The following is an 11,794-nucleotide window of genomic DNA, read 5'->3' as shown; positions in this document are numbered from 1 at the left end:
TCCCTTGGCCTGAGCCGGAGCTGGGCCAGATGCGACCGTCTTCAGGGTCCTCGGATAGGATGAAGCGGCCCCTCTGCAGGGGGCGAGGGGAGTTAGCTCAGCTGGTTAGAGCAGAGGACTCATAATCCTTGGGTCGCGGGTTCAAGTCCCGCACTCCCTACGAGGCTGAATGGCTGTGCTGGCAGGCGCCGGGCCTGTCTGCTCCTTCTTTTGGGCGCGGATGCTCAGCTAGCTCTGCGCTTCCGCAGCTGTGCTCTGCGTGTCCACGTGCCGTTCAAGTGCTGTGCCTTCAACGTCTGCATCCGGCAGAATCCGGTCCAGCCATGTGGGCAGCCACCATGCCGCCGGCCCTGCAAGGTGCAGCAGCGCGGGAACCAGCAGAAGGCGAACGACGAACGCGTCGAGCAGAACGCCCACCGCGAGGGCCAGGCCGATCGAGGCGGTGATCGGATCGGGTGTGAATACGAAGCCGCCGAAGACAGATCCCATGATGAGCGCCGCCGCTGTGACGACGGATCGTCCGGCATGGAGGCCCTGGCGGACAGCCAGGCGTGGGGGCGCGCCGTGAGCATACGCTTCGCGCATGCCTGAAGCGGTGAACAGCTGGTAGTCCATAGCCAGGCCGAAGAGGATGCCTATCGTGATGACTGGCAGGAAAGTGACAATCGGACCAGGTTCTGTGATCCCAAAGATGTCGCCGAACCACCCCCACTGGAACACTGCGACCACGACGCCCATGGCGGAGGCGATAGAGCCGACAAAGCCGAGTGTCGCAATCACCGGCAGCAGAATCGATCGGAAGACGATGATCATGAGGACCAGAGAGAGACCGATGACCAAAGCCAGATAAAGCGGCATCACATCAGATATGACATCCGAAATGTCAATATTTGTGGCAGGAAGCCCTGCCACAGAAATATCCACCCCTTCGAGGCCCGCGCCGGTCAGGGCATCATCCCCACGCAGGTCATACACCAGCTCTTCGACGGATTCTGCGGCGGGCCCCTCTTCAGGAATGACTTGGAAGACAGCGAGCGAATAGTCATCGTTCAGTGCTGCAGGAATGGTCGCTGAGATCTCGGAGTGGTCCTCCAAGGACCTAGCAATGTCTATCTGATGATCGGTCGCTTCCTCCTCGCCCAGCCCGCCGGGGAGGTCAGCCGTCACCAGAAGCGGTCCATTGAACCCTTCGCCGAAGGCCTCTTCGGTCGCCACATACGCTTGATACGCGTCGGAATCCTCTGCATTGGAGCTGGCGTCCGGCAGCCCCAGGCGCAGTGACAGGGTGGGGACCGCCAGAATAGCCAGGGCTGCGAGCGCCGATGCGGCTATGCCCAGCGCCTTGGGGGTGCTCAGCGGCTGAGTGATCTCCTGGGCCCGGGGCGCTTCGCCCCGGCGGCGCTCCTTGCGGGTGAGCAGGCGGGGGCCCGCCAGCGACATCATGGCCGGAGTCATGGTCACTGCCAGCAGGACAGCCACGGCAACACATGCTGCCGCCACCGAGCCCATCAGTGCGAGGAAGGGCAGACCTGTGACATTGAGCGCGAGCAGCGCGATGATCACAGTGGCCCCGGCGAAGACCACAGCGTTGCCCGCAGTGCCGTTGGCCAAACCTATGGACGTTCTGAGGCCCATGCCGTCTTTCAGCTGACGGCGGTGCCGGTGCAGGATGAAGAGTGAATAGTCGATTCCTACGGCCAGTCCGAGCATCAGTCCGAGGACCGGGGTCATGGACATCATGTCGAAGATGCCGGAGAAGGCCATCGCTCCAGCCACGCCGATGCCCACGCCGACCAAAGCGTTCAGCAGCGGCAGGCCGGCGCCGATGAGCGTTCCCAGCATAATCAGCAGCACTGCGGCGGCGATCATGAGTCCGATGGCCTCGGCTACGGAGAACAGGTGCGGCATTTCGGTGTCCAGATCGCCGGAGGGCAGCACTTCTACGCCGCTGATCTCGCTGCCGGTCAGAGTCTCAGAGACATCTCCGAGCTCTTCGACGCCGACGCTCTCCATCGGTTCATGGAAATTGATCATCATGATGGCGACATTGTCCTCGTCGGCCACCATCTGGGCGCCTGAGGCAAGCTCGAGAAACTCCTCGCCCCGTTCGAGCTCAGCCTGTCCGCTGGCGAGCTCATCCTCGGATGCGCTCAACTCCTCGGCACCGGCGTCCAACTCTGCGGCCGATTCGTCCAAGGCGTCCACCCCAGCGTCAATCTCTGCCTGCTGCTGCTCGAACTGCGCCGCCGCCGCGTCGTACCAGCCTTCGGTCCGCGCTTCCTCGATTGCGGCATCAAGCTCGGCCTGCGCCGAGGAAAGCTCCTCATAGCCGGCTTCTATCTCGTCTGTCCCGCCTTCAATCTCTTCGCGTGCACGGTCGAGCTCCTCCTGGCCCTCCTCCAGCTCGGCACGTCCGTCCTCCAGCTCGTCCTGGGCCTCAGCCATCTCCTCTTCGGAGACGAAGGGGTCGGTGACAGAGTCAACGGCAGATTCGCGCTCCAGCTGAGCAGCCAGATCAGCGATGTCCGAAATCTGCCCCTGATCAAAGGGTTCGCCATCAGTGGTCTGCAGGACAGCACTTCCGCTGCCCCCGCTGGCTTCGGGAATCTCTTCCGCGAGCCGGTTCGTGACGTCGGTGCTCTCAAGGTCCGGCATCGTGATCTGGTCCGTGAGCTCACCTCCGAATGAGAGGAATGAGGTCACTGCGATGGCCAGAAGAGCGAACCAGGCGGCAATGACAGTCTTGGCGCGGCGAGCGGCGAAAAGCCCTAGCCGTTGCAATAGGGATGCCATGAAGATCCGTTTCCGATGGTGAAGGGGTGAGGGTCTCACCCAATGACCCCACCATAGTAAGACGAACCGTCTCGTCTCGCGCAAATCGCGGACAGATCCGCGGAGCTGCTCACCGTCGTTCTGCAGGTCATGCGGCGCTGCTCCGCAGCTGGGGGCTCCTGCGCGGATCACGCCCTGGCATGAAGCAAGGCGAGTCGCCTCTTCTCACCGGGGCGGACGTCAGCGCCCGGTTCGCACGCCTTCGAGGACAGCTTTGACCAGCGAGCGCGCCCACTCCGAGTCAACATGACCGATCGTGAGCATCTGTATGCGTACTGGATCAACAAGAGCTGCTGCCACGGCTCGTGGATCAATATCTTCTCTGAGGCGCCCAGACTCGACCTCGGCGTGCAGACGGCGCATCAGTGGGGGGTGCTGGAGAATGCCGGAGTCGCTGAGTGCTTTCTTGGTGGAATGGTCACTGGCCATCAGTGCCGAAATCATATGCTCGGCCATCGACGTGTTCGGCTCTGCTGACGCTTCTCTGCTCATGGAATCCATCCAGGTGCAGAGATCGGCGTCGATATCTCCGGTCTCCGGGATGGAGGTGTATTCCATCTCCAGATGGCCGGTGGCAATGGCTTCAAGGACCACTGCCGCTTTGTTGGACCACCACCGGTAGATCGTCTGTTTGCCCACGCCCGCTTCTGCGGCGATGCTCTCGATGGTCAGGGTCTCGAAGGATCGGCCGCCAGTTTCCAGCAGCCTCGCCGTCGCTTGCAGGATCGCGTGCCGCGCGGCTTCACTGCGACGACTCACCTTGGGTTCTATCACCTCACCCGATCGGGTGTTCCGTCGAGACATCGATGTTTTGCCCTCATTCAGCTTCCTCGGCAGTTGCTTCCGCCAGTGTATATCGCGACAGGTGCGTCCCCTCGTGACGCGGACGGGACGCATCAGCTCCTCCGTCCTGCCCCCGCACGCAGGTCACCGCTGGAGGCAGGCCTCGAGCCATGCGAGTGCATCGTCGATGTAGTTTCTCACCACGGTGGATTGCGGGGACATCTCTTCGAACCCATGAGGGGCACCCGGGACGGTGCTGAGCCTGACGCGGACTCCGGCGTCAGCCAGTGCTGTCGCGTAGCGCCGGTTCTCGTCATGGAACAGATCGATCGTGCCCACGCCCATCCATGTCGGTGGCAGAGAGCTCAGCGAGGCCGCTCGGGCGGGGACAGCTTCAGCCGGTACGCCGTCTGACCCAGGTTCGGCTGCCAGGAACGATGTCCAGCCGAAGCGGTTGCTGTCGTTTCCCCATGTGAAGTGTCCGATGCCGTCCAGTTCGCGGGCTGCTGCGGTGCGGTCATCCAGCATCGGAGAGAACAGCCACTGGGCGATGGGCTGGTTCCCACTGGCCTCAGCGAGTCGAAGGGCCAGCATGGCAGCGAGTCCGCCGCCCGCGCTCTGGCCTCCAACCGCGACCTTGTCGGAGGCGATGCCGTAGGCGCGGGCGTGATCCTGCATATAGGTCCATGCCTGCATGCAATCATCGAGAGGTGTCGGGTAGGGATGTTTGGGGGAGAGCCGGTACTCCGGGCTGAAGACCACGACGCCGAGCCGCCGAGCGACCTCTAGGCACAATCGATCGTTCATTGAGGGGGTGCCCATGACAAAACCTCCTCCGTGAATCCAGAGGAGTGCGCCGCTTTGCTGCCGGGAGCTCAGGGGCTCATAAACCCGGAGGGTCAATTCGCCTGATAGAACGTTATGAATTTCGACATCGGGGTCGTTCCCTTGAGTATCTTTCCCGATATGCGTGAGTAAGTATTCCTGATGAAATTATACTTCAGAGTCCAAACGGGGATCTTGGGCAGCCTTTTTGCTGCATGTCTCAGTTCTGGGTGTACGTCCTCCAGGTGCAGCTTATTCGTCATGCTTCCTCTCCGTTCGGCTGCCTGGTCCAATCTCGTGCGTCCTAAAAAATACAATACGTTTCGTCTCGCTTGAGGTCCAGCATGTAGACTCAGGGGACCGACCAGCACGGGCGGCTAGGGTTCCGCCGGCATATCTGCCGGGCCTGGTTCGAGCGCCGCAGTATGCCGCTTCAAGCGGCATTGATCTCAAGGGATAGAAGCCTCCAGGAGCGGAGTCGGCATGTTGCCATGCCGTCGCCTGCCTGGAAGAGCCTTCATGCGTTTCTCCTTCGGATCTTCTGCCGCTCCGCATTTTCGCCGTCTGGTCTGCGCCTTGGCCGTCAGTGTGGGCGTGAGCTTCGGCGCGATTCTCTACGGCACCTCGGTGCTCATCACCTCAAGCGCCGCGGGCGCGGAGTTTTCCGTCTCGCTGCTCTCGGCTGCCTTCTCCGGATCTGTTCTGACCGGTGCCTGCGTCGCGGTGTCTGTGGGCCGCTATGCAGATCGGCACGGCATCCGCAGGATCGTGGCATTCGGCGGGCTGCTTGTCTTTCTCGGTTTCCTAGGATTCGCGGCCGGCACCTCGGAGTGGCAGGTGCTGGCGGCGTGGTGGCTGCTGATCGGCCCCGGCAGTGCCATGGTGCTCTTCGAGCCGCCTTTCGTGGCCCTGCAGCAGTGGTTCGGCCGAGAGCAGCGCAATCGTGCGGCGGGAACGTTGACTCTGATCACCGGTCTCGCCGGGCCGATCTTCATCCCCTCCACCACTTTTATGGTGGAGCGTCTTGGCTGGCGCCCGACAGCGGCGCTGCTCGGAGCTGCTGTGCTGCTGGTCTCCGGGCTGGCGGCCGGATGGGCGCTGCGGGTGGCGCCTGAGCGGGGGGAGACGACTGCACCTCGTCCCCCTGACGATGGTTCTGCGATGCTCTCCGCGCGAAGACTGCCTGCGGGATTCGTCCCACTGACTCTGGCCATTGCTCTGACGATGGCCGTGCTGGAGGCTTTCAACGTGCATCGCATTGCACGGTTCGAGGACTCCGGGTTCGAACCGTCGTCGGTGGCGTGGTGGGCTGCGGCGGTGGGGCTGCTGAGCCTGCCGGCACGTTTTCTGCTGCCGGTGCTGGCTAACCGCTTCAACTCCGCCAAGCTCTACATGACGCTGACCGTACTCATCATGCCTGCTGTCTGGTTAGCGATCCGCAGTGCCGAGGCCTGGCAGATGTACGGGCATTTCATCATTTTCGGGCTGGTTTTCGGGGCATTCATACCGCTGCGCGCGGTCATCATGAGCGACTGGTACTCCGGTGCTCAGTTCGGCGCGCTGATGGGACTTCAGTCAGTCGCCATTGCGCTGGGTCGGGCCGGTGGGCCGGCTGCGGTCGGCTGGCTGGCGGACACCCCCGTGGGTTATCCCGGGGGCATGGCGTTGTTGGCGATGCTGCTGATTCTGAGTCTGGCGATGCTCCTTGCCGCACTTCGCCGTGTGCAGACCTAGGCTGCCGTCTCCGACGGGGTCGGCTGGTCATAGCGTCTCAGAGACGGCAGGCGACCAGGACGGCAGGCTTCTTTCACTGCATCAGCCGCCGGAACGTCCGATGGGCCTTCCTGGCTATCACCTGTGCCGGAGGATGGTCTTTGCGCACTTGCTGCAAAGCTTCGCGCAAACCGCGTGGGGGAGACTTTCGATCTGCTTTTACCCACCGGGCTGCCGACCTGTGCGCCTCGGACACGTACTGGTTGACTGCGGCGTCAGCTCCGTGGTCCGCAAGCGCCTCCTGCGCCTCCGCCAGCCTGAATCCTCCCAGTTCGCCTTGGTTATACAGGTAATGGGCCAGGCGCTCATACTCAGTCACACTGAGCAGGGGCTGGGAAGCCAGAGCTTCGGAGTCGGTCGATTGCAGCAGGGTGCTCCAACTCTCAGGAAGATCCACGGCATCACTGTTGAGCATCTTTTCCGCGTTGACAAACATGTGATCAAACGTGTTGAGCATCTTCCTGCTGAACTTTATTGTTCGTCTGTGCTCCGCTCCCGAGGAGAACGTAAACTCACCGAAATAGGGGCCATTTTCGGTGTCGTAGAGGTCGACTCTCACGAAAGGCGCATCAGTCATCTGTGAGAGCTCGACGGCCCACCGTGAGAGCATGACGGCTGAGCGCGGCACCAACGGGGCTGCGGGCTGTATTTTCGAGGAGAGCCTGAAGTCCTGCTCTTCGACCAAGGGATTCAGGTTTCCGTCGAAGAATGCGTTGCGCAGAGGAGACGAGTTCCTGTCGATCTGCGACACGAGGCCGATCTGACCCTGGAACATGTAGAACTTGTAGTCGAAGGGTATGGTCCCGGGCTGAGGGCCATGAAGCATCTCTTCAATAATCCATGCGGGCTTCTTTTTCGGGAAGCTGGCGGTCGTCTCCTGCTGCTTTTCACGGATTTCTTGGAGCGACCATTCACGCAGAGAAAAGTGATCAAAATATCGCTCTGCGCCGGTGCGCTCGAGCAGCATGACTCCTCTTGCTGACCAGCCGTGCGCAAACTTCAGGGCGGCTCTCTCCCCGAGTGACTCAGAGGTTATTTGGTTCGGCGACGTGAGCACATTGTACTGCTGGGGTAATCCGATATGGGTTCCGCCCACGGTGATTTCCCTGAGCATCCGATGCACTTTGGTCTTATTCGACAACGTCCTGCGAAGCTTTGTGCCCCGCTTCTGAAACTCTGCCGCTAGGAATGAGAGGTAGGGTGACTCATGGTCGGCCTTATCAAAATCCATCTGATTTCCAGCTCTTTTCACCTCGCAAGTATATTAACTATATCCTCTCCGGGCGGCGTAAGGGCGCCACGCCCTGATGTTCGGCCGGGCTGTCGAAGTGATCGGTGCGACGTTGAGGCGTCGGGAGCTGTTCGTCCTTTCCCTTCCCTGTACTGCCGAAATGGCTGGTCTGTCACTGTTCGTTCAGCGGCAGCAGCACTGAGGGTTCGAGGTCCCCGAGCAAAAGCCGGGGGTTGATGTATTCGCTGTGGCGGCGCACGCCCCAGTGAAGGCAGGGTCGGTCTGTGCAGTGGGTGCTGCCGTGCTCATAGGTCCCTAGGGATGCGACGGCTTGGCCTGCACTGACGGGATCGCCGACCTCCAGCTCCGACTCCACGGGTTCGAAGGAGCTCACATAGCCGCTGCCGTGGTTGATCGAGAGCACCTGCCGGTCCACGACGGCGCCGGAGAAGCTGACCACACCGTCGGCGGGAGAGCGGATCTCCCCTTCCGAGGGCGCAGTCAGATCGACTCCCTGGTGCCCGCTTGCCCACGGAACTGGTACCTAGGGGCAGAAAACATTGGGCTCTCCAAGCGAACCTTCGAGCACCCGAGTTTGAACTGGGCTCGACCACTCAAACGATCAATGTTGAGTGTGACGCCATAAGCGCGGCGTTCGTCTCCGGTGAGGAAGCCGCAATCTTCGTCTGGCGCTTGCCGGAGCGACTTCGTTGGCACCCTCACGGATGTCTCACATACCCTTCTTGCCTCCCAAAATGGTCCGTCCTTCTTCTCAGCGAAATGCGATGCGAGGCGCTCAGTCCAACAGCTCAGGATGGGCAGAGTAGGCGTCCAAATGCTTGAAGACGTTGAGCGTGCGGTCTTCCAGGTCGAGAGAGTCCACCGTCTCGGGTTGGAAAGTGGCGTTGGAGGCTGACCCCCGTTGATCCACCCGTAGTACCTGTCCGGGCACTCCGCGCGGGCATCTTGTAGCTCCTCAGCAGCGGTGCGCTGAGCCGAACGGCGGTGAAGTAGTCGGGGAGGTCGAACTCGACCCGCACCCCACCATTGTCCCCGAATCCCGCTTCAAGAGTCGGTGTACTCAGCCGTCCCGGCTCTTCCTCAATCCCTTCTTCGTCCTCGTCTTGAGCCTCCTCCTTGCCACTATCGCTTTGGTACCGAACGCCGAGGTTCACCACCGACTCAGCGTCAACGTCAGCATCGGCGATGGGGTCCTGCTCGACAACTTCCCCGTTGCTCGCCCGGAAGATAGTCTGGTTTTCTTCCGTCTCGTGTTCCTCGGCCTCTAGGTCAAGGTCGCTGAGTGCGTCGCGTGCACAACCGGCATCGCGTGTTCGCCCCGCCCCTCTATGCGTCGCGTTGAACATCCCCACGCTGTAGGGAAGCGGGCACGGCGTTCACCCCCCCCGCAAGGTTAGTGAGGTTGGGGAACCCCATCTTGCGCAGCGCATGCATCGGCGGCCAAAGCTCCTCGATTGCGCCCTTTGCAGTAGCAGACGAGTGGGGCGTTCCTATCGGACAGATCGGACTCCGCCCTCTCCGACAAATGATCCAATGGAAGGTGGACCGCTCCGGCCAGATGCCCTTGGGCGTATTCCCCTTCTCCGCGAACATCGACCAGGGTCTGATTCCGCTGATCGGGACGAAGCACGACCTCTGCTAGACCTAGTCTCGGTCATTTTGTGCCGGGCGCTGGCTCAGGCGTGGAAGCGCTGCTGCCTGGTTGCATGAGCGGTGATGACGTCGTTGCGCACGCGGTGGCCCAGCCCGGGTGCCGTTGGGACCTGCACCACGCCCTGCTCGGCGGTGACCGGAGGATCGATGATGTCCTGCGCGTAGTACTTGCCGGAGGCGGATACGTCTGAGGGCAGCGTGAACCCTGACAGCGAGGAGAGGGCAACGTTGGCCAGCCTGCCGACACCGAATTCGTGCATCCCACCGCACCAGACCGGCCATCCAGCAGCGGAACTTACGGCGTGCGCGTCGCGAGCCGCGCTCAGTCCACCCATGCGTGAGACCTTGATGTTGAGGACATTGCCGGCGTTTAGGGCCAGCGCGGTGCGCAGGTCATCTAGGGTCTCCACCGACTCGTCGAGGCACACCGGTGTGTCCATCGCCGCGGTCAGACGAGCGTGGTCGGAGAAGTTCTTTGGAGCGAAGGGCTGCTCGACCATGGTCAGTCGAAACGGATCTAGCGCGCGTAGCACCTCGAAGGCCTCTTCCCCGCCTGATTCGGAAGAACCCGGGTAGGCGCCGTTGGCGTCGACGTGGACATCGAGGTTCGGGAAGGTCTCGCGGACCGCACGCACCGGCTCGACGTCCCATCCTGGCGCGATCTTCAGCTTCACCCGAGGATAGCCGGATTCCACATGGCGGCCTACCTGGGTGAGTAGGACATCGATATCGGGTTCGATGCCCAAGGAGACCCCGGCAATGACCGAGTCGCGTTCACCGCCGAGAGCATGCGCCAACGGCACGGAATGGGTGGTGGTCCACAATGTCCATGCGGCCATCTCAACCCCGGCCTTGGCGAAGTAGTTTCCGCGCACCCTCGCGTAGAGTCCGGCGATCTCGTCGGGGTGCTCCCACTCTGCGCCAAGTACGGTCGGGATCAGATGCTGGACGGCGGTCTGCCAGGCTGTCGTCGTCGTCTCTGGAGCGTAGAAGGGGTCGACCGGGGATGCGATCTCGCCCCAGCCCACCCAGCCGTCCTCGGAGGTCATCTCCACCAGCAGATGGCGCAGTGAGGATTTCCTGTGCGAGCTGGTCTCGAAGGCGTGGCGCAGGGGCAGTTCGACGTCGTGAAGTGCTATCTCCGTGGCGCGCATCAGATATACGGTCCCATCTCTTGGATCAGTGATTCTCTCTCGGTCAGCCGCCGACGGCTTCCCTTGGCACTTGCCGTGGTGAGCGCGGTGAGCAGATGGATCACCGCGGCGATGCCGGTGGCGGAGTCCGTGACCGAAGCAGAGTCGGTCGGAACGATCACCACCTCGCTCGCAGGCCGTACCAGCGGGGAGTCAACCGAGTCCGTAACTGCCACTACCGTCCCGCCGCGCCGGGCAAAGGCCTGCACCAGGGGGGCGGTCTCTCGACGGTAGCGGCGCAGTGAGAACGCAACCAGGACGTCGGTGCTGCGCACATCGGTGAGCACATCGATGCTGCGGGTGCTCTGACCATCGATGAGCGAGACCTGTGAGACCCCATGGGAGAGGTCCAGATCCAACAGGTGAGCGAAGGCGGCAGACCTGCCATGGCCCACGATGAATCGACGGCGGGCGCCGGCGATCAGTGCCGCAGCCCGGGCTACCGAGTCCTCGTTCTCGAAGCTGTCGAAGACGCGCTCCAGGTTCTCGCGCTCCTTGCGGACCAGTCGCGCCTGCAGGGTTTTGGACGAGGTCCGCGGGGACATGCTAGCTCCGAAACGAGCGGCCGGGCTGTCCAGGCCGCGCCGATTCTCGGGCTCTGCACCGTAGGGCTCGTGGCCGGCGGTCGAAGACTCTTCGCTGTCCGTGCTTTTCATGCACGCCTCGCGAAGCTGTAGACGGCCAGATCCTCGGCTACGCGGCGGCAAGAGATCGCCACGAATCCTTGGTCGAAGATCTCGCTGAAGCGCGAGCGCAACACTTCGATGACTCCTGGATCAGTGGGCTGGTGGGCGGGGACGGCGAGAGCCGTCGAGTCGCCGCTCGCTCGGATCTGGCCAGGTTCCGTCAGCCGGTGCGCCGAGAGCTCCGCTTCCAGTTCGCTGAGAGTAGTTGCTTGCTGAGTCGGCGACGGCTTCTCGCCGAGTCGCCATTCTACGGTGATGCGATCGGTGCCCGGCCCGGCGAGGGCGTCGCGGGTGAACCAACGGCCCCGTGCGCCGAGCACATCAAGGTTGAAGTAAGCGTTGCGGCTGCTCATCGGATCGTAGGTCCACCGCATCCGGCTTGACCCCTGCCGATGGGCGACGGCGGCCTGGACGTTCTTCAATGCGCGACCGACGCCCTTGCCCTGTAGATCCTGCGAGACTACTGCAGCCTGGGAGAAATGGTAGATGTGTGGGTCCCCCTGATCGGTTTCCAACGCCGTCCATCCGAATGCGATGCCGCGGACGGTGCCCGCGGCATCGACGGCGCCGATGACAGTTCCGCCGTAGGTGAGCAGATTCTTCAGCAGTCGGGCGTTGATTCCTTGGTCCTCCCCGCTGTAGGAGAAGACGTCACGGTAGAGCCGGCATGCTGCTTCTAGCTCGGCGACCTCAGTGAGACCCCGGACCACGATTCCACCGGCCAGGCTGATTGATTTCGGCATGGCGTGCGAAAGGGGCGCGGCTGCATCCTGATGTCTCATGCGGTCCTCTCGAAG

General features: G+C 62.4%; 9 protein-coding genes, 1 tRNA gene and 1 pseudogene. 2 read left to right on the top strand and 9 right to left on the bottom strand.

The features are described from left to right. Positions 1–86 precede the first annotated feature (86 nt). A tRNA-Met gene (locus FWJ47_RS11880) sits at positions 87–160 on the top strand. Between the two features lie 68 nt (positions 161–228). Here the strand turns inward: FWJ47_RS11880 and FWJ47_RS11875 are convergent. The 3 genes from FWJ47_RS11875 to FWJ47_RS11865 form a co-directional block, all read right to left on the bottom strand. After that, the gene (locus FWJ47_RS11875; protein ID WP_147108629.1) at positions 229–2,793 is read right to left on the bottom strand and encodes an MMPL family transporter; all 2,565 of its coding nucleotides are present in this window, start codon (positions 2,791–2,793) and stop codon (positions 229–231) included. Positions 2,794–3,012: 219 nt separating this feature from the next. Next, positions 3,013–3,636: a TetR/AcrR family transcriptional regulator gene (locus tag FWJ47_RS11870; RefSeq protein WP_170228578.1), complete on the bottom strand. Its 624-nt coding sequence runs from the start codon at positions 3,634–3,636 to the stop codon at positions 3,013–3,015. A 123-nt stretch (positions 3,637–3,759) separates the two neighbouring features. Next, positions 3,760–4,518: an alpha/beta hydrolase gene (locus FWJ47_RS11865; protein WP_246126294.1), complete on the bottom strand. Its 759-nt coding sequence runs from the start codon at positions 4,516–4,518 to the stop codon at positions 3,760–3,762. Positions 4,519–4,959: 441 nt separating this feature from the next. Here FWJ47_RS11865 and FWJ47_RS11860 point away from each other — a divergent pair, with 441 nt between their 5' ends. After that, complete coding sequence (locus FWJ47_RS11860) at positions 4,960–6,174, top strand: MFS transporter (RefSeq protein WP_170228577.1); 1,215 nt, start codon at positions 4,960–4,962, stop codon at positions 6,172–6,174. Positions 6,175–6,247: 73 nt separating this feature from the next. Here FWJ47_RS11860 and FWJ47_RS11855 read toward each other — a convergent pair whose 3' ends face one another. The 6 genes and pseudogenes from FWJ47_RS11855 to FWJ47_RS11830 all read right to left on the bottom strand — a co-directional run bounded on the left by FWJ47_RS11855 (position 6,248) and on the right by FWJ47_RS11830 (position 11,779). Beyond that, a complete protein-coding gene (locus FWJ47_RS11855) occupies positions 6,248–7,444 on the bottom strand; it encodes an ATP-grasp fold amidoligase family protein (protein WP_147108618.1) in 1,197 nt (398 codons plus the stop codon). 172 nt (positions 7,445–7,616) lie between these two features. Further along, positions 7,617–7,955, bottom strand: a pseudogene (locus FWJ47_RS11850) (M23 family metallopeptidase); the annotation flags it as partial. 903 nt (positions 7,956–8,858) lie between these two features. After that, positions 8,859–9,095 carry a rhodanese-like domain-containing protein gene (locus FWJ47_RS12470; RefSeq protein ID WP_147108612.1) on the bottom strand — a complete coding sequence of 79 codons (237 nt, stop codon included), beginning with the start codon at positions 9,093–9,095 and terminating at the stop codon, positions 8,859–8,861. A 46-nt stretch (positions 9,096–9,141) separates the two neighbouring features. Continuing rightward, on the bottom strand, positions 9,142–10,272 hold the full coding sequence (gene menC, locus FWJ47_RS11840; RefSeq protein WP_147108609.1) for an o-succinylbenzoate synthase: 1,131 nt from the start codon (positions 10,270–10,272) through the stop codon (positions 9,142–9,144). Beyond that, positions 10,272–10,967, bottom strand: coding sequence for a MurR/RpiR family transcriptional regulator (locus FWJ47_RS11835; RefSeq protein WP_147108606.1), 696 nt, complete (start codon positions 10,965–10,967; stop codon positions 10,272–10,274). Before FWJ47_RS11835 ends, menC begins: the two co-directional genes overlap by 1 nt. Next, positions 10,964–11,779 (bottom strand): GNAT family N-acetyltransferase, encoded by an 816-nt coding sequence (locus FWJ47_RS11830; protein ID WP_147108602.1) that lies wholly within the window; start codon positions 11,777–11,779, stop codon positions 10,964–10,966. The genes FWJ47_RS11835 and FWJ47_RS11830 overlap by 4 nt, the downstream gene beginning before the upstream one ends. Between the last annotated feature and the right edge of the window lie 15 nt (positions 11,780–11,794).

This window comes from Nesterenkonia populi (assembly GCF_007994735.1).
GTDB lineage: Bacteria > Actinomycetota > Actinomycetes > Actinomycetales > Micrococcaceae > Nesterenkonia > Nesterenkonia populi.
This window is presented reverse-complemented; position numbering and strand designations above follow the sequence as displayed.

Excerpts from the sequence above, each read along its gene's own strand:
- FWJ47_RS11870 (WP_170228578.1), bottom strand. The coding sequence starts at position 3,636 with ATGTCTCGACGGAACACCCGATCGGGTGAGGTGATAGAACCCAAGGTG.
- FWJ47_RS11875 (WP_147108629.1), bottom strand. The coding sequence starts at position 2,793 with ATGGCATCCCTATTGCAACGGCTAGGGCTTTTCGCCGCTCGCCGCGCC.
- FWJ47_RS11835 (WP_147108606.1), bottom strand. The coding sequence starts at position 10,967 with ATGAAAAGCACGGACAGCGAAGAGTCTTCGACCGCCGGCCACGAGCCC.
- FWJ47_RS11855 (WP_147108618.1), bottom strand. The coding sequence starts at position 7,444 with ATGGATTTTGATAAGGCCGACCATGAGTCACCCTACCTCTCATTCCTA.
- FWJ47_RS11860 (WP_170228577.1), top strand. The coding sequence starts at position 4,960 with ATGCGTTTCTCCTTCGGATCTTCTGCCGCTCCGCATTTTCGCCGTCTG.
- FWJ47_RS11830 (WP_147108602.1), bottom strand. The coding sequence starts at position 11,779 with ATGAGACATCAGGATGCAGCCGCGCCCCTTTCGCACGCCATGCCGAAA.
- menC (WP_147108609.1), bottom strand. The coding sequence starts at position 10,272 with ATGCGCGCCACGGAGATAGCACTTCACGACGTCGAACTGCCCCTGCGC.